Annotated in this window: 16 protein-coding genes; 11 read left to right on the forward strand and 5 right to left on the reverse strand. The window is 71.0% G+C overall.

The window, feature by feature from the left end; translation table 11 throughout:
• Nucleotides 1-126: 126 nt before the first annotated feature.
• Nucleotides 127-1,155, reverse strand: coding sequence for a LacI family DNA-binding transcriptional regulator (locus ACFYWX_RS30595; protein WP_389427550.1), 1,029 nt, complete (start codon nucleotides 1,153-1,155; stop codon nucleotides 127-129).
• Nucleotides 1,156-1,548: 393 nt separating this feature from the next.
• On the opposite strand from ACFYWX_RS30595, the gene ACFYWX_RS30600 reads away from it, so the two are divergent.
• The 8 genes from ACFYWX_RS30600 to ACFYWX_RS30635 all read left to right on the forward strand — a co-directional run bounded on the left by ACFYWX_RS30600 (nucleotide 1,549) and on the right by ACFYWX_RS30635 (nucleotide 14,531).
• The gene (locus ACFYWX_RS30600; RefSeq protein ID WP_389427552.1) at nucleotides 1,549-2,865 is read left to right on the forward strand and encodes an ABC transporter substrate-binding protein; all 1,317 of its coding nucleotides are present in this window, start codon (nucleotides 1,549-1,551) and stop codon (nucleotides 2,863-2,865) included.
• A 97-nt stretch (nucleotides 2,866-2,962) separates the two neighbouring features.
• Nucleotides 2,963-3,925: a carbohydrate ABC transporter permease gene (locus tag ACFYWX_RS30605; RefSeq protein ID WP_389427554.1), complete on the forward strand. Its 963-nt coding sequence runs from the start codon at nucleotides 2,963-2,965 to the stop codon at nucleotides 3,923-3,925.
• A 29-nt stretch (nucleotides 3,926-3,954) separates the two neighbouring features.
• Nucleotides 3,955-4,776 carry a carbohydrate ABC transporter permease gene (locus ACFYWX_RS30610; RefSeq protein ID WP_389427556.1) on the forward strand — a complete coding sequence of 274 codons (822 nt, stop codon included), beginning with the start codon at nucleotides 3,955-3,957 and terminating at the stop codon, nucleotides 4,774-4,776.
• A 21-nt stretch (nucleotides 4,777-4,797) separates the two neighbouring features.
• Nucleotides 4,798-6,777: a glycoside hydrolase family 127 protein gene (locus tag ACFYWX_RS30615; protein ID WP_389427558.1), complete on the forward strand. Its 1,980-nt coding sequence runs from the start codon at nucleotides 4,798-4,800 to the stop codon at nucleotides 6,775-6,777.
• Nucleotides 6,744-10,931, forward strand: coding sequence for an Ig-like domain-containing protein (locus ACFYWX_RS30620; RefSeq protein ID WP_389427560.1), 4,188 nt, complete (start codon nucleotides 6,744-6,746; stop codon nucleotides 10,929-10,931). Before ACFYWX_RS30615 ends, ACFYWX_RS30620 begins: the two co-directional genes overlap by 34 nt.
• A 63-nt stretch (nucleotides 10,932-10,994) precedes the next feature.
• Complete coding sequence (locus ACFYWX_RS30625; RefSeq protein WP_389427562.1) at nucleotides 10,995-13,142, forward strand: glycoside hydrolase family 127 protein; 2,148 nt, start codon at nucleotides 10,995-10,997, stop codon at nucleotides 13,140-13,142.
• Between the two features lie 82 nt (nucleotides 13,143-13,224).
• The gene (locus ACFYWX_RS30630) at nucleotides 13,225-13,437 is read left to right on the forward strand and encodes a FadR/GntR family transcriptional regulator (protein WP_389427564.1); all 213 of its coding nucleotides are present in this window, start codon (nucleotides 13,225-13,227) and stop codon (nucleotides 13,435-13,437) included.
• The gene (locus tag ACFYWX_RS30635; protein ID WP_389427566.1) at nucleotides 13,413-14,531 is read left to right on the forward strand and encodes a transporter; all 1,119 of its coding nucleotides are present in this window, start codon (nucleotides 13,413-13,415) and stop codon (nucleotides 14,529-14,531) included. The genes ACFYWX_RS30630 and ACFYWX_RS30635 overlap by 25 nt, the downstream gene beginning before the upstream one ends.
• Nucleotides 14,532-14,637: 106 nt before the next feature.
• On the opposite strand, the gene ACFYWX_RS30640 is transcribed toward ACFYWX_RS30635, so the two are convergent.
• From ACFYWX_RS30640 to ACFYWX_RS30650, 3 genes are read right to left on the reverse strand one after another with little or no spacing between them, the layout of a single operon-like run.
• A complete protein-coding gene (locus ACFYWX_RS30640) occupies nucleotides 14,638-15,846 on the reverse strand; it encodes a sugar ABC transporter permease (protein WP_389427568.1) in 1,209 nt (402 codons plus the stop codon).
• Nucleotides 15,840-16,613 carry an ATP-binding cassette domain-containing protein gene (locus tag ACFYWX_RS30645; protein WP_389427570.1) on the reverse strand — a complete coding sequence of 258 codons (774 nt, stop codon included), beginning with the start codon at nucleotides 16,611-16,613 and terminating at the stop codon, nucleotides 15,840-15,842. The genes ACFYWX_RS30640 and ACFYWX_RS30645 overlap by 7 nt, the downstream gene beginning before the upstream one ends.
• Before the next feature lie 45 nt (nucleotides 16,614-16,658).
• Nucleotides 16,659-17,756, reverse strand: coding sequence for a substrate-binding domain-containing protein (locus ACFYWX_RS30650; RefSeq protein WP_389427572.1), 1,098 nt, complete (start codon nucleotides 17,754-17,756; stop codon nucleotides 16,659-16,661).
• 479 nt (nucleotides 17,757-18,235) lie between these two features.
• Between ACFYWX_RS30650 and ACFYWX_RS30655 the strand changes: the two genes are divergently transcribed.
• The 3 genes from ACFYWX_RS30655 to ACFYWX_RS30665 all read left to right on the forward strand — a co-directional run bounded on the left by ACFYWX_RS30655 (nucleotide 18,236) and on the right by ACFYWX_RS30665 (nucleotide 24,023).
• Nucleotides 18,236-20,767, forward strand: coding sequence for a SpoIIE family protein phosphatase (locus tag ACFYWX_RS30655; RefSeq protein WP_389427574.1), 2,532 nt, complete (start codon nucleotides 18,236-18,238; stop codon nucleotides 20,765-20,767).
• Nucleotides 20,764-21,849, forward strand: a complete 1,086-nt coding sequence (locus ACFYWX_RS30660) for a sugar ABC transporter substrate-binding protein (RefSeq protein ID WP_389427576.1) — start codon at nucleotides 20,764-20,766, stop codon at nucleotides 21,847-21,849. The genes ACFYWX_RS30655 and ACFYWX_RS30660 overlap by 4 nt, the downstream gene beginning before the upstream one ends.
• 110 nt (nucleotides 21,850-21,959) lie before the next feature.
• Complete coding sequence (locus tag ACFYWX_RS30665) at nucleotides 21,960-24,023, forward strand: discoidin domain-containing protein (protein ID WP_389427578.1); 2,064 nt, start codon at nucleotides 21,960-21,962, stop codon at nucleotides 24,021-24,023.
• Nucleotides 24,024-24,036: 13 nt separating this feature from the next.
• On the opposite strand, the gene ACFYWX_RS30670 is transcribed toward ACFYWX_RS30665, so the two are convergent.
• Complete coding sequence (locus ACFYWX_RS30670) at nucleotides 24,037-25,686, reverse strand: NAD-dependent malic enzyme (RefSeq protein ID WP_389427580.1); 1,650 nt, start codon at nucleotides 25,684-25,686, stop codon at nucleotides 24,037-24,039.
• Nucleotides 25,687-25,727: the final 41 nt, after the last annotated feature.

The raw sequence follows: 25,727 nt of genomic DNA on the forward strand, positions 1-25,727 counted from the left end.
CGCGATGGCGCCGACGTTCATGAACCGAAGAGCACGGAAACGACCTAAAAGGTTTTCGCAACGTAGGAGCGAGCTGAGGAAGTGTCAAGAGGGATGGGTGGGGCCCGTTTTGGCGAACCGTGGCGTTCAGGACAGCGGCGCTGTCGACCCCCGGATCACCACGCGGCAGGGCAGCGCCTCGATCCCTGAGCGGCGCGCCCCCGAGATCGCGGTGAACAACGCGTGCGCGGCCGCGCGTCCGACCTGTTCCAGGTTCATGTCGACACTGGTCAGCGGCGGGCGGGAGGAGGACGTCAGCACCTGCCAGTTGTCGAAGCCCATGACGGCCACCTCCTCCGGCACGCTGTGGCCGCGCTCGCGCAGCACGTCCATGACGCCGCGGGCGATCTGGTCGCTGCCGCACAGCACGGCGTCCACGTCGGGGTGCCGGTCGAGCAGCAGCGCGGTGGCCGCCCGCCCCCAGCCCTCCGACCAGGCCCCGAACCGAGGTTCGCCGACCAGGGCGTGACCGGCGTCGGCGAGCGCGGCCCTGGCTCCCTCGGCCCGTTCCCGTGCCGCGAGGTACCCGGGGTCGCCGGTGATGTGCGCGATCCGGGTACGGCCGCAGGCGAGCAGGTGCTCCACCGCGATCCGGCCGGCGTCGACGTTGTCGGGGACGATGGACAGGTCGGCCGGATCGTCCGACGGCGCGTACGCGTAGACGACCGGGACGGGCAGCTCCCGGCCCAGCGACGGCCGCGGGTCGGTCCGGCTGCCCACCACGATGAGACCGTCGACCCGGCGCCCGAGCAGCGCGCGGACGTGGTGCTGCTCGCGGATCGCGTCGCCACGGGCGTCGCACAGGAAGACCGCGACCTCACCCGCGCCGAAGGCGTCCTCGGCGCCCATGAGGATCGGGATGCTGAAGCGGCCCTCCAGGTCGCTGGTGAGCAGACCGACCGTGCCGGTGCGCCCGGCGAGCAGGCCGCGGGCCAGCTGGTTGGGCCGGAACGACAGCCGCTCGGCCGCCTCGATGACCCGCTGCCGGGTCTCGGCGCGCACCTGGCTGCGGCCGTTGAGGGCCTTGGACGCGGTGGCGATGGACACGCCCGCCAGCCGGGCGACGTCGCCGAGCGTGGCGGGATGCGAACGAGAGGGGCCGGTGGCCTGGGGCATGAGGGGTCTCCTGTCTCGCGCCGCGTGCCTAAGGGGTCCTTGCACTATGCCCGCCCGGGTCGCGCGGCCTGGCACCGCACCTCGCCGCGTTGCCGAAAAGCCCTGGTAGCTCCTCCCCCACTCTCGGCTTCGCTCGAGCGGGGGGACCCCCATCAAGGGCTCTCCGGCGCCTTGCGATGCACGGCACCAGACCACGCGACCTGATCGGGCGCTCATAGTGCAAGGACCCCTAAAACCGTACGCGAGAAGTTTCGGTCCCGGTGCGGCGAGTGCGTTTTCGCCGGTTTCGGCGAGACTCGCGAAGACGGTCTGTGCAAGGGGATTGACGGGCAGTGAGGTGAGTCCTAGTTTTCAGAAAGCCTTTTCGGTTCATTTCTGTCGAGGGGGATCGTCATGCGCAGCACGACCGCACCACGTGGACAGATACGCCGACTCCTCACCGGTGCCGTCGCGTTGCTCGCCGCCGCGAGCCTCGTCACGGCATGCGGGTCGGGGGAGGACGGTTCGGGCGGCGGGGGAGGGGGTGCAGCGGCGGACGCGAAGGGTGTCGACGACGGCAGCGAGTTGACGATGTGGACGCGGGCCGCGACCAGACCCCAGAGCGAGGCCCTGGTCAAGGCGTACAACGCCCACCACAAGAACAAGATCGACCTCACCGTCATCCCCACCGACGACTACCAGGCCAAGGTCGGTGCCGCCGCCGGTTCCCGCGACCTCCCCGACCTCTTCGCCTCCGACGTGGTGTTCGTCCCGAACTACACCTCCAGCCGGCTCTTCGCCGACCTCACCGCACGCGTCGACGCCCTGCCCTTCGCCGACAAGCTGGCCCAGTCGCACATCAAGGCCGGTACGTACGAGGGCAAGAAGTACGTCGTGCCGCACACCCTCGACCTCTCGGTGCTCTTCTACAACAAGGAGCTCTACCGGAAGGCCAAGCTCGACCCCGCGAAGCCGCCCACCACCCTGGCCGAATGGGACCAGCAGGCCCGGGCCGTGGACGCGCTCGGCGGGGACGTCAGCGGCACCTTCTTCGGCGGCAACTGCGGCGGCTGCGGCGTCTTCACCTGGTGGCCGTCGATCTGGGCCGCGGGCCAGGAGGTGCTGAACGAGGAGGGCACCGAGGCGAAGCTCGACTCCGACACCGCGAAGAAGGTCTACGACACCTACCGCGGCTGGGTGAAGGACGACATCGTGGCCCCCGGCGCCCGCGACGAGACGGGCGCGACCTGGACCGGCGTCTTCCCCAAGGGCAAGGTCGGCGTGATGCCCATGCCGTCGACCACCCTGGGCCTGATGCCCAAGGACCTCGACCTCGGCGTCGCCCCCATCCCCGGACCCGACGGCGGCAAGTCCACCTTCGTCGGCGGTGACGCCGTCGGCATCTCCGCCACCAGCAAGAAGGCCGACCAGGCCTGGAACTTCCTCGCCTGGTCACTGGGCGACGAGGCACAGGTCGACGTGGTCGCCGCCCACAAGGACGTGGTGGCGCGTACCGACCTGGCGTCCAACAAGTACTCGGACGCGGACCCGCGCCTGGTCGCCATCAACCAGCTCGTGGCGGACGGCCGTACCCCGTACGCGCTGAAGTTCGGGCAGACCTTCAACGACCCCAACGGGCCCTGGCTGAGCCTGATGCGCGACGCCGTCTTCGGGGACGGGGCGTCGGTGGAGAAGGACAACAAGGCGGTCAGCGCCTCACTCGCCGACTGAGCGGCACCCGACAACCGGTACCCGCCAACCGGCACCCGGCACCCGTACGACCTGTCCCAGGCACGACCCCTCCCACGTCACACGGCAGAGGAGAGCCATGCAGGTGAAGGCGCCCGACCGAGCGGCCGCCGAGCACCGGGCCCCACCGCGACGCCCGGCAGACCGCCCCCGTACCTCCGCGGCATGGTGGCGGTCCCGCAAGGTCCAGGGGCTCGGCTACGCGGCCCCCACGGCCCTGTTCGTCGCCGTCTTCTTCCTGCTGCCCCTGCTGCTCGTCGGGCAGATGTCGCTCAGCGACTGGCCGCTGCTCGCGGGCGACCAGGGCGGCAACGCCCCCGAGAACTACACCGACATCACCGACAGCCCGCTGTTCTGGCCGGCCGTGCGCTTCACCCTCCTCTACACCGTCATCGTCACCGTCGTCCTCCTCGGTCTGGCGCTCCTGCTGGCCCTGCTGGTGCAGGAGTCCCGCCCCGGCGCCGGCTTCTTCCGCACGGTCTACTTCCTGCCCGGCGCCCTGGGACTGGCCTCCGCCTCCCTGCTGTTCTGGGGCCTGTACAGCCCCACCACCGGCCCCCTCAGCAGCATCCTGGAGAAACTCGGGCTCGTCGACGACCCGGTGTCCTTCCTCGGCACGCCGACGTCCGCCCTGCTGTCGACGGTGTTCCTCGTCGTCTGGAAGTTCGCCGGCTTCTACATGCTGATCCTCCTCGTGGGCCTCCAGCGCATCCCCCACGAGGTGTACGAGGCGGCACGCATGGACGGCGCGAGCCGGGCCCAGATCTTCCGCTCCATCACACTGCCCCTGCTGCGGCCGTCGCTCGCCCTGTCCCTGCTGCTCTGCGTGACCGGATCCCTGCTCGCGTTCGACCAGTTCTTCGTCCTCACCAAGGGCGGACCGGACAACAGCACCGTCACCGTCGTGCAGTTGATCTACCGCGAGGCGTTCCAGAAGCTGAACCTCGGCACCGCGGCGGCCCTGTCGATCCTCGTGCTGGGGGCGCTGCTTCTGCTCAACGCCCTGCAGTTCCGCGGCCTGCGCCGCGACGACGAGTCATGACCTCCACCGCTTTACGAAGGGACTCCACGGTGCTCACGCGCGCCCTCGGCCGGACGCCGTACTACGTCGTCGCCGGAGGTCTGGCCGTCATCTTCCTCTTCCCCCTGCTGTGGAACGCCTGGGCCTCGGTCAGCGCCCAGCCCGGCACCGCGCAGGAGTCCGGCTACGGCCTCGGCAACTACCGCACACTGCTCGACTACGACGCCGGCCTGTGGCGGTACCTCCTCAACAGCACCCTCGTCTCCGCGCTCACCGTCGCCCTGACCCTCGGGGTGTCACTGCTCGGCGGCTACGCCTTCGCCCGCTTCGACTTCCCGGGCAAGAACCTGCTGTTCCTGCTGACGCTGGCCATCCTCATGGTCCCGTACGCCACGCTCCTCATCCCGCTCTACGTCCTGCTCGGCAGGCTTCACCTGCAGAACTCGCTGATCGGGCTGAGTCTCGTCCTGGCCATGTTCCAACTGCCGTTCGCCACCTTCATGATGCGGATCTCCTTCGAGGCGGTGCCGCGAGAACTGGAGGAGTCGGCGCTCGTCGACGGCTGCGGCACGGCGGGCGCGCTGCGCCGCATCCTCCTCCCGGCGGTGCGACCGGGGCTGATCACCGTGGGACTCTTCGCCTTCCTCGCCGCCTGGAACGACTTCATCGCGCCCCTGATCCTCATCTCGGACAGCGAGAAGGCACCCCTGCCGCTGGCCGTCGCGAACCTGCGGCAGCAGAGCATGGGTGCCGTCGACTACGGCGCCACCGAGGCCGGTGTGGTGGTCCTCGCCGTCCCCTGCCTCCTGCTCTTCCTGCTGCTGCAACGGCACTACGTACGGGGCTTCATGTCGGGCGCGCTCAAGGGCTGAAGCGCCCGCCGACACACACAGATGACTGAAGGGACGTACCGAAGGCATGAACTGGTGAGGGAGAACACGGCGCGGTCATCCGTCCTGCCGGTCGCGCCGAGCCGGGGACGGCTGCGGCCGCTCGGACTCGACGAGGTCAGGATCACCGGGGGCTTCTGGGACCGGCGTCGGCAGGTCAACGCGACCGCCACACTCGACCACTGCCGGCACTGGATGGAACGCGTCGGCTGGATCGGCAACTTCCCCGCCGCCGTCGAGGGCCGCATCCACCGGGACCGGCGCGGCCGCGAGTTCGCCGACTCCGACGTCTACAAGCTGCTCGAAGCCATGGCCTGGGCCGCCGGGTCCGGAGCCGACACGGCGCTCGACGCGCAGATCGCCGCACTGACCGAGACCATCGCCCCCGCCCAGGAACCCGACGGCTATCTGAACACCGCCTTCGGCCGCCCCGGACAGCAGCCCCGCTACAGCGACCTCGAATGGGGCCACGAGCTGTACTGCTACGGGCACCTGATCCAGGCGGGCGTGGCCCAGACGCGCGCCCGCGGCGAGGGCGAGCTGGCGAAGATCGCCCGCCGGGCCGCCGACCACGTCTGCGCCACCTTCGGCGCGGGCGGCATCGAGGGCGTGTGCGGACACCCCGAGATCGAGACGGCCCTGGTCGAACTGGCCAGGGCGACGGGGGAGCAGCGCTACCTCGACCAGGCCGCGCTCTTTGTCGACCGGCGCGGACACCGCACGCTCGCCGACATCGAGTTCGGCCGCGCCTACTTCCAGGACGACATGCCCGTCCGCGAGGCCACGGTGCTGCGCGGCCACGCCGTCCGCGCCCTCTACCTCGCGGCCGGAGCCGTCGACGTGGCCGTGGAGACCGGCGACGAGGACCTGCTCGCCGCGGTCGTACGGCAGTGGGAGGCCGCGGTCGCCCGCCGCACCTACCTGACCGGCGGCATGGGCTCGCACCACCGGGACGAGTCCTTCGGCGACGACTTCGTGCTGCCGCCCGACCGCGCCTACTCGGAGACCTGCGCCGGCGTCGCCTCCGTGATGCTCAGCTGGCGGCTGCTGCTCGCCACCGGCGACCCGCGCTACGCCGACCTCGCCGAACGCACCCTGTTCAACGTGGTCGCGACCTCCCCTTCCGACGACGGCCGGGCCTTCTTCTACGCCAACACCCTCCATCGGCGCCGCCGAGGCACCGCAGCCCCGCTGGACGCCGACAGCCCGCGCGCCGAGTCGAGCCTGCGCGCCCCCTGGTTCGCGGTGTCCTGCTGCCCCACCAACGTGGCGCGGACGCTGGCCCAGCTGCCCGCATACCTTGCGACGGCGGACGACGACGGCATCCAGCTGCACCAGTACGCCGACGCGGAGATCGCCACCACCCTCGCCGGAGGCCACGGCCTCGCGCTGCGGGTTCGCACCGACTACCCGTCAGGCGGGGCTGTGACCGTGCGGATCGGCCGGTCCCCGGACCACCCGTGGACCCTGTCCCTGCGCGTCCCCTCGTGGACACAGGGCGCCACCGCGTGGCTGGTCGACCCGGACGGCGTACACCGAGCCGTCGAGCCGGGCACGGCCGAGGTCACCCGGGTCTTCCGGCCCGGCGACGAGATCCGGCTCGAACTGCCCGTGGCCCCGCGCTGGACCGGCGCCGATCCGCGTGTCGACGCGGTGCGCGGCACGCTGGCCGTCCAGCGGGGGCCGCTGGTCTATTGCGCCGAGTCCGTGGACCTGCCCGACGGGCGCGAGGTCGACGCCGTACGGGTGGATCCGTCCGCCGAGCCGCAGGACGGGCCGGACGACACCGTTGTCGTGCCCGGTGAACTGGCCGCACCGGAGCCGGCGCCGGACGCCGCATGGCCGTACCGGCCGCTCGACGACGCCTCCGCACCCGCCGCCGAACGCACCGGGATCGTCCTGGTGCCCTACCACTCCTGGGCGAACCGCGGCCCCTCGACGATGCGGGTGTGGCTGCCGACGACAACGCCTCCCGGGAGGTAGTCATGTACGGACCGTGGAGAAGACGGCACCACCGCACAACCCTGGCCGGAGCGCTGGCCCTGGGGCTGCTGGCCTCACTCGCCGCCGCCTCGCCCGCCACGGCGGACAACGCGGACATCGGCTACCCGGTCTACTCCGGCTCCGCGCACCCGGTGCCGGAACTACCGGCCGGCTTCACCACCCACCGCACCCTGCGCGCCCAGTACGAGGCCGACCGGAAGGCGGGCGACGGCACCGACTTCTGGATGGACCGCATGCTGGCCCGCAAGGGCGAGGACCCGTCGGGGGACTGGCTGTTCACGCGGGGCCGGGCGGTGTTCATGAAGGAGCACGAGCCCTCCCGGCTCGGGTTCGCCGGCAAGGTCGCGTACTGGGAGAGCATCGACAACCGGTCGGCGTACACGGTGAACCTGTCCGTGGACGGCCAGGACCTGACGCTCCGCGAGGACACCGACGCCCGCACCCAGACCCCCAGTTACTGGCGCAGCGAGTTCACCCATGAGGCCACCGGCCTGAAGGTCACGCAGACCAAGTTCATCACCGACGCCAACGTGGCCGTGACGAACCTGGCGCTCACCAACAGCGGTTCCGCGCGCCGCGCGATCACGCTGCGGGCCTCGTCCCCGTACACCACGAACGCCGAAGGCCGTGAACTCACCGGCGCGGTCGCCGCGAAGAACAACCTCACCACGGTCTTCCCGCGGTTCAGCGGCGACGGTTTCGTCCCCGAGAGCCCCGGGGGTGAGGCCCTGACGCGCACCCTCACCGTGCCCGCGGGCCGCACCCTCACCACCAAGGTCCAACTCGGCTTCGTCACCGAGGAGATCGCCCGCTCGCGCACGGAGTACGCCGCCGTGCGCACCGCGAGTCCGGCCGCCGCGTTCCGCAACCACGTGCAGACGTACAACCGTTGGTGGGGGGAGAACCTGCCCTACCTCGACGTCCCCGACGACAACATCGAGAAGACGCTCTACTACCGCTGGTGGCTGCTGCGTTACAACTTCCTCGACGCCGACATCCCGGGCAACGACTACCAGTTCCCCACCTCCATGGAGGGCGTCCTCGGCTACAACAACGCCATCGCGCTGACGGTCGGCATGTTCGTCGACGACCTCAAGTACCTGCGCGACCCGAGCTATTCGTACGGCCCGTGGGTGTCGGCCGGAGAGGTGTCGAAGAACGGCAAGTACACCGACAACCCCGGCGACCCGGAGAACTGGTCCAACAGCTACACCCAGTACATCTCCGAGGCGGCCTGGCGCTCCTACCAGGTGCACGGCGGCCCCGACGGCATCGCGCGCAACCTCGCCCGGTACGCGGAGAAGGACGTCCGCGGCCAGCTGGAGAACTACGACCACGACGGCAACGGGCTGATCGAGTACGACTGGGGCGCGATGACCGGCAACGACGCCGACGCGGTGTCGTTCGACTGGAAGCCGGGGAACATGGACCGCGCCGAGTCGGCGTACGTCTACAGCAACGCCACGGCGGCGGCCCGCGCGTACGACGTGCTCGGCGAGACCGCCAAGGCCGACGAGATGCGCGGGATCGCCGAGCGGGTGAAGGACGGCGTCCTGAAGTACCTGTGGGATCCGAAGGACAAGCTGCTCAAGCACCGGCACGTGGCCAGCGACACCCTGGTGCCCTGGAAGGAGATCAACAACTACTACCCGTACAGCGTGGGCCTGATGCCCACGGCGGACGAGGACCCGCAGTACCTGGAAGCCCTGCGGCTGTGGGCCGACGACAAGCAGTACCCGGTCTTCCCGTTCTTCACGGCGAACCAGGCCGACAAGGCGGAGGCGGCGGAGCAGGGGCATCCGGGCAGCAACAACTTCTCCGTCATCAACTCCACCGTCACCTTCCGCTTCCTCTCCTCGGTGCTGCGGAAGTATCCGAACAAGTACATCGACAACACCTGGTACAAGAAGCTGCTGTCCTGGAACGCCTGGTCCCACTACGTCGACGGTGACAACCGGTGGCCCGACCAGAACGAGTTCTGGTCCGACGGCAGCGCCGACCCGCAGAAGATCGGCTACCGCTCCTGGATCCACCACACCATCCTCGGCACCACCAACTGGACCGTGATCGAGGACGCGATGGGCTTCCGGCCGCGCGACGACCGGAAGATCGAGCTGTGGCCGATCGACGTCGACTGGTCACACTTCGCCGTCACCGACATCAACTACCGCGGCACCGACGTGGCCGTGCTGTGGGACCAGCCCGGCGACGGGAAACGGCCGTACGGCAAGCGGGTCCCCGAGGGGTACTCCCTCTACCTCGACGGGAAGCTCGCCCTCACCGCCGACCGCCTCACCCACCTCGTCTACGACCCCGTCACCCGCAAGGTCACCTTCCCCGACGGGGGAGGGGCCAAGGCCCGAACGACCGGTCTGCGTACGGAAGTTGCCGAGCCGCAGGACGTCGAGTACGGCCCGAAGGACCGGGTCACCGACCTCTTCGCCAAGGCGGGCCGGGACCTGACCGGTGCGGCGGAGGAGAACCTCGCCGCCGGCGCCACCGCCCGCGCCTCCTACGAGGCCCAGGGGAGAGGCGTGGCCGGCGCCGTCGACGGCTTCACCGTCAACGAGCCCTACTGGGGCGCGCGCGGGTCGGGCAACGCCGAGGACTGGTACGAGATCGACCTCGGGCGGCCACGGAGGGTCGACGACGTCCGGCTCTACTTCTACAGCGACAAACGGCCGGGCGGGTACGCCGAGCCCGCCCTCTACACCGTGCAGTACCAGGATGGCGGCGGGCGGTGGAAGGACGTGGCCGGACCGGTCAAGTCACCGGTGAATCCGAGGGCCAACCTCAACGAGGTGCGCTTCCGCAAGGTGACCACGCAGAAGCTGCGGGTGCTGATGCGCCACCGGGACGGGCACTCCAGCGGACTGAAGGAGATCCAGGCGTTCGCCACCGGCGTCCGGCTCCCGGCGGCCCGCAACCACGCGCCGTACGTCGAGGCGTGGCGGGACACCACATTCAGCCGCCCCGGCCAGGTCAGGCTCACGGGGATCGTCGAGGACGACGGGCTCCCGGAGCGGAAGCTCACCTCCTCCTGGAGGGCGGTGGACGGCCCGGCGGACGGCACCGTCATCCTCGACACCCCGAACGCCCCGACCACCGTCGCCCGCTTCACCAAGGCGGGCACCTACACCCTCGAACTCACCGCCACCGACGGCACGTCGCAGTCGTCGAAGAAGGTCGTGGTCGAGGCGGAAGGGCTCTCCGACGGGCAGGTCAACGTGGCCCAGTCCGCGACACCCACGGCGTCCTACACCTCGGGCTGGGAGTCGGTCGCCGCGATCAACGACGGCCGCGAACCCGCCTCGTCCTCCGACGCACCGCGCTGGGGCAGCTGGCCCCAGAAGGGCACCCAGTGGGTCCAGTACACGTGGGACGACCCCGTCCGCGTGGACGGCTCCGACCTGTACTTCTTCCGCGACGCCCAGCCGGGCGCGGACGACGGCGTCGGAGTGCCGGCCTCCTGGGTCATCGAGTACCGCGACGGAGACACCTGGCGCGAGGTCGCCTCGCCCAGCGGCTACGGCACCGAGGAGGACCGCTACAACCGGACCACCTTCACGCCCGTCACCACGACCGCCCTGCGCGCCCGGCTGACCGGGCATCCCAACCTGGCCCTCGGTGTGCAGGAGTGGAAGGTGTACGCCGAGACGCCGGAGGCCGTGCGCGAGGTCCACGTCCCCACCCCGCGCGGCAAGATCCCCGAACTGCCCGGTGAGGTGACGCTGGTGTACTCGGACGGCTCCACGGCACGCTCGCCCGTGGCCTGGCCCGCCCTCACCGAGGAGCAGGTCGCCGAGGGCGGCACCAGCGTACGGATCACCGGGCTCGCCGACCGGACCGCGCAGCCCGTCACCGCGACCGTGTGGGTGCGCCAGACCGACGCGGTCGAGATCACCAGCCTCGCGGAGGAGCGGATCACCACCCGGGCCGGCCGGGCGCCCACGCTTCCGGCGACCGTCGTCGCCACCTACAACGACGGCTCGAAGGACAGCGGCGTCCCCGTGACCTGGGACCCGGTGGATCCGGACCGGTACGCGGGCCCGGGGACCTTCGAGGTGAAGGGAACTGTGGCGGGCACCACGTACCGGGCCACGGCCACCGTCACCGTGACCGCCCCTTCATGAGGTCGCCCCATGACGGCCCATGACCGCCCATGCCCGCCGACGACCGACGATCGGAGACCGAGCATGTCCCAACCCCCCACCCGCCGCCGTCTGTTGAGTCTCGCAGCCGGTACGGCGGCCGCCGTACCCCTCGTACACGCGGCCACCCCGGCCCATGCCGCCCCGGCCTCGCCGGCGGCCACCCCGTCGGCGGCACCCGCCCCGCCGCCCACCTGGGCCGTACGCCCCTTCGCCCTCGACCAAGTGACCCTGGGCGACGGCGTGTTCCGCCGCAAGCGCGACCTGATGCTCGACTACGCCAGGTCCTACCCGGCCGACCGCATCCTGGCCGTCTTCCGGGCCAACGCCGGACTCGACACCCGCGGTGCCCGGCCGCCCGGCGGCTGGGAGACCTCCGACGGCAACCTGCGCGGCCACTTCGGCGGCCACTTCCTCACCCTGATCGCCCAGGCGTACGCCGACACCAGGGAGGCCGCGCTCAAGACCAAGCTCGACTACCTGGTCGGCGCGCTCGGCGAGTGCCAGCAGGCCCTGGCGGCGCACGGCTCGCCGAAACCGAGCCACCCCGGCTTCCTGGCGGCGTACCCGGAGACCCAGTTCATCCTGCTGGAGAGCTACACGACGTACCCCACCGTCTGGGCGCCGTACTACACCTGCCACAAGATCATGCGCGGTCTCCTCGACGCGCACACCCTGGGCGGGAACGCGCAGGCCCTGACCATCGCCTCGAAGATGGGCGACTGGGTGCACAGCCGGCTCGGCGGTCTGCCGAAGGCACAGCTGGAACGCATGTGGTCGATCTACATCGCGGGTGAGTACGGCGGGATGAACGAGGTGATGGCGGACCTGTACGCCCTCACCGGCAGGCAGGAGCACCTCGCGGCCGCCCGCTGCTTCGACAACACCGCGCTGCTGGACGCCTGCGCCGAGGACCGCGACATCCTGAGCGGCCGGCACGCCAACCAGCACATCCCCCAGTTCACCGGCTATGTGCGGCTGTTCGACCACACGGGGGAGGAGCGGTACGCCGCCGCGGCCCGCAACTTCTGGGGGATGGTCGTCGACCCTCGGATGTACAGCCACGGCGGCACGGGCCAGGGCGAGATGTTCCGGGCCCGGGGGGCCATCGTGGCCACTCTGGACGACAAGAACGCCGAGACCTGCGCGACGTACAACATGCTCAAGCTGAGCCGGCAGCTGTTCTTCCACGAGCCGGATCCCGCGTACATGGACTACTACGAGCGGGGCCTGACCAACCACATCCTCGCCTCCCGCCGGGACGCCCCCAGCACGACCAGCCCGGAGGTCACCTACTTCGTCGGCATGGGTCCGGGTGTCGTGCGCGAGTACGACAACACCGGCACCTGCTGCGGCGGCACCGGCATGGAGAACCACACCAAGTACCAGGACTCGGTGTACTTCCGCTCCGCCGACGGCACCGCGCTGTACGTCAACCTCTACCTCGCCTCGACGCTGCGCTGGCCGGAGCGGGGCTTCGTCATCGAGCAGACGAGCGACTACCCGGCCGAGGGGGTGCGCACCCTGACGTTCCGCGAGGGCGGAGGGCAGCTCGACCTGAGACTGCGGGTGCCGTCCTGGGCCACGGGAGGCTTCACCGTCACCGTCAACGGGGTCCGGCAGCGCGTCGAGGCGGTGCCCGGCAGCTACCTCACCCTGAGCAGGAACTGGCGGCGCGGTGACCGGGTGAGGATCTCCGCTCCGTACCGCCTGCGCATCGAGAGGGCCCTGGACGATCCCACCGTCCAGTCGGTGTTCTTCGGTCCGGTCCTGCTGGTCGCGCGGAGCCCGGAAGCGGGGTTCCGTACGTTCTCCTTCTACAAGGACTTCACGCTCCGGGGCGATCTCGCCGACGTGATCCGCCCCGAGGGCCGCCCGCTGCACTTCACCACGCACGGGCTGACCCTCGCCCCCTTCCACATCGCCGACGACACCCGCTACCACGCCTACTTCAAGCGTGCCGAACCCGTCGTCGTGTTCGGCACGGCCGACTCGGGCGTACCGAACCGCGCCCGCGCCGACGGTGCGACCTTCCTCGACGTGCTGTGGCAGCAGGCCCCGTTCACGACCTCCGGCAGTTTCGTGCGGGCGGTGCGCACCCTCGCCGACGGATGGCTGTCCGAGGGACTGTTCACCCGCGCCGAGCGGGACCGCGTCGTCGCAGCCGCGGTCGGCGCGAACCTGAGGCACTGAGGCACCGAGCTGCCGCCCGGGGTCCGGCCGGACCCCGGGCGCGCTCCCGCTCCTCGAAGCGACAGGAGTTCTTCGGTCCGGGGTGCAGTTGCTCACCGCGATCATCGACGGCCAGTACCCGCCGGACTCCGCCCTCCCGCCCGAGGGCGAGCTGTCGGCGATGGGCGGGATCAGCAGGCTGACGGTGCGCGAGGCGGTCAAGCAGCTGCGTGCGCAGAACGACGTCCGGGTGGTGCGCGGCCGCGGCACCTACGTCAACCCGCCGGACCGGTGGACCACTTCGAGGTCGGCCTGATCATCCTGATGCCGATCGCGTACGGCGTCGCCCGCGCCTCCCGCAAGCCGCTGCTGGTCTACGCGCTGCCGATGGGTGCCGCGATGCTCACCGTGCACGCCTTCCTGCCCCCGCACCCCGGCGCGGTCGCCGAGGCGATCGGCGCGAGCCAGGGCCTGGTCCTGCTGATGGGCATCCCGGTCACCGTGGTGGTGGTCCTGCTGGGCTACCTCGCGTCCCGCCGCATCACCCGACGCGCGTACCCGATGGACCCCGCGCTGCACGCCGAGGTCTACGGCACCCCCGACTCCGAGGAGACCTCGCCGCCGGGCGCGTCCGGCACCGACACCGACGCGACTCCCTCCGGCCCCGGCACACCCGAGGGCGAAGGACGGGCCACCGCCGTCCTGGCCAGACCCGTCACCTCCGACACCGACGTCCCGGCGCCCTCCTTCGGCATGGTCCTCACGCTGATCGTCACACCGATCCTCCTCATCCTGCTCGGCACGATCGGCCAGAACGCCCTCGCCGAGGGCTCCACCCTCCGCGCCGTGCTCACCGTGCTCGGCGCCCCGATGGTGGCCCTGCTCATCGACGTCGCCCTGTGCGGCTACTTCCTGGGCGCCCGCCGGGGCTGGGACCGGGCGCGTATCGCCGAGGTCATGGGCTCCGCGCTGCCGCCCGTCGCCATGGTCATCCTGGTCGCCGGGGCGGGCGGTGTCTTCGGTAAGGTGCTGGTCGCCGGCGGCATCGGCGACGCCATCGCCGACGTCCTGGAGCGCACCGGCTTCCCCGTCCTGCTGCTGGCCTTCCTGACCTCGCTCGCGCTGCGCGCGGCCCAGGGGTCCGCGACCGTGGCCCTCATCACGAGCGCCGGCATTCTCACCCCCCTGTTGCAGCGGGCCGACCTGTCCACAGGTCAGCTGTCACTGGTGGCCCTCGCCATGGGCGCGGGCGCCCTCGCCCTCTCGCACATCAACGACGCCGGCTACTGGATGTTCACCAAGCTGGCCGGCCTCGACGTGGCCTCCGGTCTGCGCACCTGGACGGTCCTGACCACCCTGATGGGATGCACGGGCTTCGCTCTCACCGCCGCCCTCCGGCCACTGGTCTGAGGCTCGCTTCGCCGAACGTCCCGGGGACCGCAGGGCGGTCCCCGGGACGGCGAGGTCATCGCCCGGGCCACCCGGAACAGGCCACCTCGCCGCCGAGACGCGTCCGTCACGCCCGCCCGTGCGCCTCCTGCGAGCGGCGCGACAGCGAGTCGATGACCACCGCGGCGAAGAGCACCCCTCCCGTGATCATGAACTGGACGGCGGCGGGGGTGTCCGTGATCGCCATGCCCGACGCGATCGACTGGATGACCAGCATGCCGAGTACCGCCGACCAGGTGGTGCCGCGTCCCCCGAACAGGCTGGTACCGCCGATGACGGCTGCCGCGATGGCGTTGAGCAGCAGCACGCCCGAACCCGAACTCTGGCTCACCGAGGTGATGCGCGACGCCAGGAACAGGCCGCCGACCGCGGCCATGGTGCCCGAGATCGCGAGCACCGCCGTCTGCACCCGCGTCACGCTGAGGCTGGCGCGCCGGGCCGCCTCCACGCCGCCGCCGAGGGCGTAGACCTGCCGTCCGTAGTGCGTACGGCGCAGCAGGATGTCGAGGCCGGCCACCACCACGAGGAAGATCAGAAGGGCAAGCGGCAACCCCTGGAAGCGGTTGAGCACGTACGCGGCGGCGAACGCGATCCCCGCGAGGACCCCCGTGCGCACCACGATGCTCCGCAGCGAGCGGTGCGGCATGCCGACGGCCCGGCGGCGCCTCCGGTCCTGGTACGACACGAGGAACACCAGGCCCGCGCCGACCGTCGCCACGCCGTACGCGGCCACGTCGTTGGTGAAGTAGTGACTGGTCAGCTTGGCGATCAGGCCGTTCTCGTCGAGGTTGACGGTGCCGCTGGTGCCGAGGATGGACAGCATGAGGCCGTTCCAGGTGAGCAGCCCCGCGAGGGTGACGACGAACGCCGGCACCCTGGTTCTGGCGAAGGAGTAGCCCTGGACGGTTCCCGCCACGGTTCCCGCGAGCACCGCGACGATGAGGGCCAGCCATTCCGGCACGCCGTTGTTCACGTTCAGCACCGCGAAGATCGCCGCGGCGAGTCCGCTGATCGAGCCGACCGACAGGTCGAGCTCGCCCAGCAGCAGCACGAAGACGATGCCGACGGCGATGAGCCCCGTGCCCACGATGTCCACGCTGAGATTGGACAGGTTGCGGGGCGACAGGAAGTTCGGGTTGAGGGACTGGAAGACGATCCAGATGGCGGCGAGGACGAGGACGACGGGGAGGGAGCCCAGCTCACCGGCGCTCAGCTTGCGCCGGAAGACGGCGACCCAGCCCTCCACGGCCCGGGCGAAGCGCTTCCCTTTCACCAACCCGCCTCCCGGGGGACCATCCGGCGGGGCACGTTCTGCGTGGCGCCGGTGATGGAGGAGATGATCTGTTCCTGGGACGCGGTGTTCACGTCGAAGAAGCCGTTGTTGCGGCCGAGCCGCAGCACGGCGGCCCGGTCCGCGAGGGCCTTGACGTCGCCCATGTTGTGGCTGATGAGCAGGACGCCCAGGCCGCGGTCGCGCAGCCGGTCGACGAGGTCGAGGACCTCACCGGTCTGCTCGATGCCCAAGGACGCGGTCGGCTCGTCCAGAAGGAGGACCCGCGGCTCTCCGAGCAGCGAACGGGCGATGGCGACCGTCTGCCGCTGACCGCCGGAGAGCGAGACGACCGGGGCGCGCAGGTCGGGGACGCCCCTGGTGAGCCGTTTCAGCAGGTCCAGGGAGCTGCGCTCCATCTCCACCTCGTCGAGGAACCCGAACCGGCGGATCTCCCGCCCGAGGAACAGGTTGCCGACGACATCGAGGTTCCCGCACAGCGCGAGGTCCTGGTAGACGGTGGCGATGCCGAGATCGCGCGCGTCGTGGGGACGCCTGATGGGGACCGGCCGGCCCTCCCACTCGATCACGCCCCTGTCCGCGGGCGTGACCCCGGAGATCACCTTGACCAGGGTGGACTTGCCGGCCCCGTTGTCACCCAGCAGCGCGACGACCTGGCCGGCGTGGATCTCCAGCTCTATGTCCGTCAGGACGTCGACGACGCCGAAGCGCTTGCACACGCCGCGCAGCGCCAACAAGGGGGGACTCGGCACGGAACCATCTCCTTCCCGGGCCCCGGAGCGGCCGGGACCGCCCTGTCACGTCAGCCCGGCCTTGGCGCAGGCGGCCTGGAGTTGGGGGGTGCAGATCTGCTGGACCGTGTACACGCCGTCCTTCACCACGGTGTCCTTGATGGTGTCGACGGTCACGGACACCGGGCTGAGCATGGCGGCCGGGACCACCTTCCCGTCGTCGGCCGTCACCTTGTCGTCGGCGACCCGGTCGAGGTTCTCGCCGCGGGCCGCGGCCACGGCCAGGGCGGCGCCGCCGGCCGCCTCGGGGGCGAAGGGCTTGTAGACGGTCATGTACTGGTCGCCGCCGATGATGCGCCGCAACGCTCCCAGTTCGGCGTCCTGCCCGGTGACCGGAGGCAGCGGGCTGACCTTGTTCGCCCTGAGGGCCGAGATGCTGCCGGCGGCGAGGCCGTCGTTGGCGGCGTAGACCCCGTGGATGTTGCCGACACCGAGGGCGGAGATGGCGCCGGACATGTTCGTGTTCGCATTCTCCGTCCTCCACTGAAGCGTGTCGTAGGCCTTCCCGATCTTCACCTTCCCCTGGAGCACGGACAACGCGCCCTTCTTGAACGACACCGCGTTGGGGTCGCTGGGATCGCCGTTCATCATGACGATCTGCCGGTCGTCCCCACTGTCCGCGTCGGCGCCCATGGCCTTCAGCAGCGCCCCGCCCTGGAGCTTGCCGACCTCCTCGCCGTCGAACGAGACATAGCCCGCGATCGGGCCCTCGGCGAGGCGGTCGTAGGCGATGACCGGGATGCCCGCCTGGTCCGCCTTCCTGACGGCGGGGCCGAGCGAGCGGGCGTCCACGGCCACGAGCACGATGGCGTCGAGGCCCTTGGTGATCATCGAGTCCATCTGTTCCTGCTGGATGGCCACGTCGTTCTTGGCGTTGGCGTGCTCGACCGCGCAGTCGGCGCACAGCTTCTCGATCTCCTTCTCGAGCAGGGGCCTGTCCTGTGTCTCCCAGCGGGCCGTGGTGGCGTCCGGCAGCAGCAGACCGATCGTCGGCGGGTCCCCTCCGACGGAGTCGTTCCCGCCGCTCGCCCCGCAGGCCGCGAGAGCGACCGCCGTCGAGACCGCGGCCATGGCGAGGGCCGCGTCCCGGATGCAGGCCTTCATGTGCGGGACCTCCCTTGTCCGCCGACGCGGTGCACGGGTGGGGAGACGGCACGCGCGCATCGCGGTACCGGGGCTGCGAGGCCGGGTCGGCCGGGCCGGGTGTGAGGCCGCGTGAGGGCGCTCGCGGTGACGGTCCACATCCCTGCCCGCACACGCGGCTGCGGCTCAGTCGGTCGCGGCGCGGCGTCGCCCGCCCCGGCGGGGTGGGGCCTTCGCCCGACCCGCCCGATACAGTCGGCTCCCGCATCGAGCATGGCGCCTTCGGGCCTCCTCACCGTGCCACGCGTCGACCACGTCGTCAGTCTGACACCGGCCACGGTGATCTGCGAGCCCAGCACCTCCGGCCACCGAGAGAGCCGAAGCCCATCATGGATTCGAGTAGTTCTGTCCGGTTGGCCCGTTTATGCGATTCTGGTGTGTGGGTGCCCCGATCTCATCCTGTCGGCACCTGCGGCATGGACGGGAGGTAGGTTGCGGACATGCCTCATGACGGCCCTGCCCGGGCCGGAGTCTCGCAGTCGCGAGTATCCGAGGCGGGAGTTGTGGACACCGGTTCACCGCCCCCGGCGCAAGAGGCCGCCGTGAGTGACCGGGCCCTGACGTTCGCCGGAGTCGCGCTGGCGGCGCTCTACGTGCCCGACGCCGGTGACGCCGAGCTCCTGCTGGCGGAAACCCTGGGATCCGCCACCGCCGAGTACGGGCTGCCGGCCAAGCTGCAGCTGTCCGGTGACTCGCCCGCGGCGCACGCCTCCCGCGCCGACCGGCCCGTGTGGCTGAACCCCGCGACGCTCGCCTCCTACTCCGAGGGCGGGCCGACGCCGGCCCGAGGGGACGTCTCACTCGGTGCGCTGCCCCTCGGCCGGGAGGGCGAACGGCTGGGCTGCCTCGTCGTCATGGGTGCCTCCACGAGCGGCTTCGAAGCCGAGCAGCGGGGCTTTTTGGAGCGGTACGCCGACGCGGTCGCCGACCTGCTCCACCCCAACGGCCGGCCCGCGGAGCCGCCGTTGCTGAGTCCGGCGCTGCGCAGCCTGCGCGTCGGCTCCTTCGTCCTGGTGCCCGACACCGGCCTCATCGAGGCGGACGAGACCCTGCTCGACCTGGTCGGCATCACGCCGGACGACTTCGACGGCAAGGCCGACACCCTCCTCGCGCACGCCCTCCCGGAGGACATGCACGCGCTGATGTCAGTGCTGGAGCCGTCCCCCCAGGCGTTCGGCAGGCGCGAGCTGGAGTTCCGGGTCCGCCGCCCCACCGGCGAGATGCGCTGGCTGAGCCTGAGCTGCCGGGTCGCGACGGGCACCGACGACCGGCCGGAGCAGGTGCTGGGCGTGGTGACGGCGACCTCGGTCCTGCGCCGCAGCGCCGACGACGTGTCCAGGATCCAGTGGCTGACCGCCGCGCTCGACGACGCCGCCACCGTCAGTGACGTCAGCCGGGTCGTGGTCACCGCGCTGCGCGAGCCGCTGGGCGCCGACCGCGTGGCGCTGGCCGAGCTGCAGGACGACCGGCTCATGGTCACCGTGCTGGACCCGCCGCAGCCCGAGGCCTGGCCGGAGATCTGGCGTTCCGAGTGGCGTTCGGAGTGGCCCGACGCGTCGGTCAGCGGCCTGCCCACGCTCCAGATGGCGCTGCGGGACGGACGGATGGACCTGTGGCCCGCCGGTACGGTCCTCGAGTCCGGCCTCGCGGGCATCGGCAGCGGGGGCCTGGCCGTCCTGCCGCTTCCCGCCAAGGGCAGGACCGCCGGTGTGTGCCTGGTCGGCTGGGACCAGCCGCACGAGTTCGTCCCCGAGGAGCGGTCCCTGCTGACCGCCACCGCGGCACTGGTCGGGGAGGCCCTCCAGCGGGCGCACGCGCACGACGCCGAGCAGGAACTCGCCACGATGCTCCAGCGCAGCCTGCTGCCCCGACGCCTTCCAGAGCTGCCCGGCGGGACGGCCGTCGCCCGCTATCTGCCCGCCCGGCGGGGCCTGCAGGTGGGTGGCGACTGGTACGACGTGATCGCGCTCTCCGAGGACCGGGTGGCGCTGGTCATCGGTGACGTGCAGGGGCACAGCGCCGGAGCGGCCACGATCATGGGTCAGATGCGTACGGCGGTCAGGGCGTACGCGGTGGAGGGCCACCCGCCCGACGTGGTCGTCTCGCACGCCAACCGTCTCCTCGTCGGTATGGAGACCGACCTGTTCGCCACGTGCTGCTACGTCGAACTGGACCTGGAGGAGGGCAACACCCTGTTCGTCCGGGCCGGGCACCTCGCACCGCTGGTCCGCCATCCGGACGGCGCCACCGAGGAGGTGCAGGTCGAGGGCGGGCCCCCGCTGGGCATCCTCGCGGAGGCGGAGTTCCCCATGACCGCCGTCGCCCTGGCCCCCGGCACGGTGCTCGCCCTGGTCACCGACGGCCTGGTCGAGGCCGCCGACCTGCCCCTGGACGAGGGCATGGACCGCACGCGTGCCGCGCTCGCCGCGGCCGATCCGGCGGATCCCGGGCGGATGGCCGACGAACTGCTCGGCGAGCTCGACCGTCGTGAGGACGACGTGGCCCTGCTGCTGCTGCGCTACGACGGCATGGAGAGCCGGCCGATACGGGCCGGCTGGGCGGTGTGGCGGCTGCCCGACGCCGTGATGCACGCCCGCCGCTTCACCTCGCGCACCCTGCGCAGGTGGAAGGTCGAGGAGGCGTCCGACGCGGTGCTGTTGGTCGTGTCCGAACTGGTCACCAACGCCCTGGTGCACACCCAGGGCCCGGTCCGTGTCGATCTGGTGCTGCGCGGGGACCGCGTGCGGGTCAGCGTGAGCGACTCCTCGCCGCGGGCGCCCGCCAAGCCGGTGATCGTGGACTGGGAGTCCACCGGCGGCCGGGGCCTGCTCCTGGTCGAGGCGATGGCGGAGTCCTTCGGCACGGTGCCGGTGGCCGGCGGCAAGCAGGTGTGGAGCGAGATCCTCGTGCCGCAGCCCGAGCCGGCTCCGGCGGAAGCCGGGCCCCGGAGGGAAGGCTGGAATCTGCCATGAGGTCCCGTGTGTGGCAGGGGCTCGCGGTGCTCGTCGCGGGGCTGCTGACGATGTCGACGGCCGCCTGCGGCGGAGAGGGCGGAGGGGAGGGCTCGGACGGCTTCACCGTCGGCCTGCTGCTCCCCAACCGGGCCACCCCCCGCTGGGAGAAATCGGACAAGCCGCTGATCGAGAAGCGGGTGAAGGAGATCTGTCCCAGCTGCAGCCTGGAGTACGCCAACGCCGACGGCGACGCGGCGAGGCAGCGGCAGCAGATCGTCTCCATGATCACCAAGGGGGTCAAGGTCCTGATCCTCGGCGCCGCCGACGCCCGGGCGCTGCGCTCCTCGATCCAGGAGGCCCGCAAGGAGGGCGTCCCGGTCGTCGCCTACGACCGGCTCGCCGAGGGCCCGATCTCGGGTTACGTCAGCTTCGACGGCGCACAGGTCGGCCGGCTCCAGGGCGAGGCGCTCCTGAAGGCCGTGGGGGAGAGGGGGAGAGGCAGGGACGTCGTCATGATGAACGGCGATCCGATCAGCGCCAACGCGGCCTGGTTCCGCAGGGGCGCGCTCTCCGTCCTCACGGACCGGGTGAACATCAGCAGGTCGTACGACACCCTGAACTGGAGCACGGAGAACGCCCACACCAACATGTCCGCGGCCATCGCCGCGCTGGGCCCGAACCGGATCGACGGCGTGCTGGCGGCCAACGACGACATCGCCGCGGGTGTCATCTCCGCTCTCAAGAGCGCCCGCGTCCGGGTTCTGCCCCCCGTCACCGGACAGGACGCCGACCTGGCGGCCGTGCGGCGCATCGTCAAGGGCGAGCAGTACATGACGGTGTACAAGCCGTTCGACGAGGAAGCGGACGCGGCCGCCGCCATGGCCGTGGCGCTGGGCCGCGGCGAGGACGTCCGCGACATCGCCACGACGACGTTCGACAGCCCCACCACCCGGAACATTCCCGCCGTCCTCCTCACCCCGCGCGCGGTGACGGTCGGCAACATCGAACAGGCCCTCGTCAAGGACGGCGTGTACACGGTGAACCAGATCTGCCCCTCGAGGCTGCGCGCCGCCTGCGAGAAGGCCGGGCTGGTGGAGTGAAAGGCCGACTCCCCCGGGAAGTTACCTCGAAGTATTGACGCGGCATGCGGCAGCGGTGATCCTCGTCCCACCATCTTGTGCAGCTCATGACAATCCAGGGGACGTGGGTAGTGACCAGTGCTCGACGCCCGTACCGCAGCCGCAAAGACGTCACCGTCGTCTCGCTGCTCCTACTCGTGCTGGCCATGACCCTCGGCCCCACGCCGAGTTCGGCCGCCGCCGCCGACTGGTGGACGCCGACCGCACGACCCGCGCCCGACTCGCAGATCAACGTCACGGGGGAGCCGTTCACGGGCACGAACTCCGCAGGCGAGGTACGCGGGTTCGTCGACGCGCACGACCACCTCTTCGCCAACGAGGGTTTCGGCGGGCGGCTCATCTGCGGCAGGACGTTCTCCGAGGCGGGGATCGCCGACGCCCTCAAGGACTGTCCCGAGCACTACCCCGACGGCTCCCTCGCGATCTTCGACTTCATCACCAACGGCGGTGACGGCAAGCACGATCCGGTCGGCTGGCCCACCTTCAAGGACTGGCCCAGGTACAACTCGCTGACCCACCAGCAGAACTACTACGCCTGGGTGGAGCGGGCCTGGCGCGGCGGCCAGCGGGTGCTCGTCAACGACCTCGTCACCAACGGCGTGATCTGCTCGGTGTACTTCTTCAAGGACCGCAGCTGCGACGAGATGACCTCGATCCGCCTCCAGGCGAAGCTGACGTACGACCTCCAGGCCTACGTCGACAAGATGTACGGCGGCACCGGCAAGGGCTGGTTCCGGATCGTCACCGACAGCGCACAGGCCCGAGACGTCGTCAAGCAGGGCAAGTTGGCGGTGATCCTGGGCGTCGAGACCTCCGAGCCCTTCGGCTGCAAGCAGGTCCTCGACATCGCGCAGTGCAGCCAGGCCGACATCGACAAAGGCCTGGACGAGCTGTACGCGCTGGGCGTGCGCAGCATGTTCCTGTGCCACAAGTTCGACAACGCGCTGTGCGGCGTCCGCTTCGACGAGGGCGGGCTCGGAACGGCCATCAACGTAGGGCAGTTCCTGTCGACCGGCACCTTCTGGAAGACCGAGAAGTGCACCGGCCCCCAGCACGACAACCCCATCGGCGGTGCCGCGGCTCCCGAGGCCGAGAAGGAACTCCCGGCGGGCGTCGAGGTCCCCTCCTACGCCGCGGACGCCCAGTGCAACACCCGCGGGCTCACCGCACTCGGCGAGTACGCCGTGCGCGGCATGATGCAACGCAAGATGATGCTCGAGATCGACCACATGAGCGTCAAGGCCACCGGCCGGGTCCTCGACATCTTCGAGGCCGCGTCCTACCCCGGCGTCCTCTCCTCGCACAGCTGGATGGACATCGACTGGACCGAGCGGGTCTACGGCCTCGGCGGCTTCGTCGCCCAGTACATGCACGGCTCCGAGCAGTTCAGCGCGGAGGCGAAGCGCACGGACGCCCTGCGCGACAAGTACGACGTGGGCTACGGCTACGGCACCGACATGAACGGCGTCGGCGGCTGGCCGGCCCCGCGTGGCGCGGACGCCGCCCACAAGGTCACATACCCCTTCAAGAGCGTCGACGGCGGCTCCGTCATCGACCGGCAGACCACCGGACAGCGGACCTGGGACCTGAACACCGACGGAGCCGCGCACTACGGCCTCGTCCCGGACTGGATCGAGGACATCCGGCTCGTCGGCGGCCAGGACGTGGTCGACGACCTCTTCCGCGGCGCCGAGTCCTACCTCGGCACCTGGGGCGCCTCCGAGAAGCACCAGGCCGGGGTCAACCTCGCCAAGGGCGCCTCGGCGACGGCGAGTTCGTCCGAGTCGAATCCGTTCACGAGCTACGCGCCCGGCCGGGCCGTGGACGGTGACACCGGCACCCGCTGGGCCGGCGACTGGAGCGACGACCAGTGGTGGCAGGCCGACCTGGGCTCCACGAACCTGGTCGGACGGGTCACCCTCGACTGGGAACGCGCGTACGGGAAGTCGTACCGCATCGACCTCTCCACCGACGGCGTGAACTGGCACACCGCCTGGTCCACCACCTCCAGCGACGGCGGCCTGGACACCGCCCGGTTCACCGGCACACCCGCCCGCTACGTCCGCGTCCAGGGCCTGGACCGCGGCACCGACTGGGGCTATTCGCTGTACGAGGTGGGCGTCCACAGCAGCTGACCCACGAGCACGGTCACCGGCCCGATCGGTACTCCGGCTCCCACATGGCGTCCTGCACCTGCTGGACCACGTCGTCCAGATCGGTGCCCGCCACCCCGTCCGCGGCGGCGCGGCGGGCGACCGCCGTCGCCACCGTCGCGGACGAGGCGCGCAGGTTCTCCACCTGCGGCAGCAGCGGCGCGCCGGGGCCGGACGGGTCGGCCAGGTCCGCCACCGCCTCGGCCGCGGCCTGGAGCATGCCGTCGGTGACCCGGGAGGCCCGCGCCACGACCGCGCCGAGCCCGAGCCCGGGGTAGACCAGCGCGTTGTTGGCCTGGCCGATGACGTACGTGGTGCCGTCCAGCTCCACCGGCGGCAGCGGAACACCGGCCGCGACGAGGGCCTTGCCGCCGGTCCACCTCAGCACCTGCTCGGGCTGCGCCTCCATCCTCTCGGTCGGGTTGGACAGCGGCAGCACGACCGGCCGCTCCACCTGCGCGGCCATGGACCGGACGACGTCCTCGGTGAACGCCCCGTGCACGGTGGAGGTGCCGACCAGAACCGTCGGACGGACCCGGTCCACGACCTCCTGGAGCCCGGCCGGTGTGTCGTCCCACTCGTCGTCGGGGCGGGCGTAGGGCCGTTGGTAGTCCCGCAGTCCCTCGGTGGACCGCAGCAGCAGGCCCTGCCGGTCCACGCACCAGATGCGGGCGGTGGCCTCGTCGTGCTTCAGGCCGTCGCGGACCATCGCGTCCCGCAGCTGGTCGGCGATGCCCACCCCGGCCGTGCCCGCGCCGAACACCACCACCCGCTGCTCGCGCATCGGCGTGCCGGAGACGCACGCCGCGTTCAGCACACACGCCAGGGCGATGGCGCCGGTGCCCTGCATGTCGTCGTTGAACGTGCAGACCTTCCCGCCGTACGTCTCCAGCAGGCGGCGGCCGTTGCCGGGGCCGAAGTCCTCCCAGTGCAGCAGGGCGTGCGGGAACAGCTCCCGCACCGTGTCGACATACGCGGCGACGAACGCGTCGTAGTCCTTCCCGCGCACCCTGCTGTGCCGGTTGCCCACGTACAGCGGGTCGTTGAGCAGCGCCTGGTTGTCGGTGCCCACGTCGAGCACGACCGGGATCGACCGGCCCGGGTGGATGCCGGCGGCGGCGGTGTAGACGGCCAGCTTGCCGACCGAGATCTGCATGCCGCCGACGCCCCAGTCCCCGATGCCGAGGATCTGCTCGGCGTCGGTGGCCACGATCAGGTCGACGTCGTCCGGACCCAGTTCCAGTGCCTCGAACGCGGGCCGCACGTCCTGCGGACGGTCCACCGACAGGAACACCCCGCGGGGGCGGCGGATCTCGTGGCTGTACCGCTTGATCGCCTCGCCCACCGTCGGGTCGTACACGATGGGCAGCAGCTCGGTCAGGTGGTCGGCCAGGAGCCGGTGGTACAGCACCTCGTTGCGGTCGTGGAGCTGCTCCAGGTACACGTTCTTCGCCAGGTCGCCGTCCTGGGAGCTCAGCTGCTCCCAGGCCCGCCCGGTCTGCTGCTCGAGCGAGAGCACACCGGGCGGCACCATGCCCACCAGGCCGTACTTCTGCCGTTCCTCCTCGGTGAAGGCGACGCCCTTGTTGCGCAGTGCGTCGCTCAGCAGGGCGCGGCCGTGGGGTTCGTCGCGGCGCGAGGACATACGCGCTCCCTCCGACGGGGGGTTCGTCCGGTCCCCGGTTT

Source organism: Streptomyces sp. NPDC002888 (assembly GCF_042888465.1).
GTDB lineage: Bacteria > Actinomycetota > Actinomycetes > Streptomycetales > Streptomycetaceae > Streptomyces.

Bases quoted from the DNA above. Each gene is read 5' to 3' on its own strand.
- ACFYWX_RS30595 (WP_389427550.1), bottom strand. From the start codon at position 1,155: ATGCCCCAGGCCACCGGCCCCTCTCGTTCGCATCCCGCCACGCTCGGC.
- ACFYWX_RS30600 (WP_389427552.1), top strand. From the start codon at position 1,549: ATGCGCAGCACGACCGCACCACGTGGACAGATACGCCGACTCCTCACC.
- ACFYWX_RS30605 (WP_389427554.1), top strand. From the start codon at position 2,963: ATGCAGGTGAAGGCGCCCGACCGAGCGGCCGCCGAGCACCGGGCCCCA.
- ACFYWX_RS30615 (WP_389427558.1), top strand. From the start codon at position 4,798: ATGACTGAAGGGACGTACCGAAGGCATGAACTGGTGAGGGAGAACACG.
- ACFYWX_RS30625 (WP_389427562.1), top strand. From the start codon at position 10,995: ATGTCCCAACCCCCCACCCGCCGCCGTCTGTTGAGTCTCGCAGCCGGT.
- ACFYWX_RS30650 (WP_389427572.1), bottom strand. From the start codon at position 17,756: ATGAAGGCCTGCATCCGGGACGCGGCCCTCGCCATGGCCGCGGTCTCG.
- ACFYWX_RS30655 (WP_389427574.1), top strand. From the start codon at position 18,236: ATGCCTCATGACGGCCCTGCCCGGGCCGGAGTCTCGCAGTCGCGAGTA.
- ACFYWX_RS30660 (WP_389427576.1), top strand. From the start codon at position 20,764: ATGAGGTCCCGTGTGTGGCAGGGGCTCGCGGTGCTCGTCGCGGGGCTG.
- ACFYWX_RS30670 (WP_389427580.1), bottom strand. From the start codon at position 25,686: ATGTCCTCGCGCCGCGACGAACCCCACGGCCGCGCCCTGCTGAGCGAC.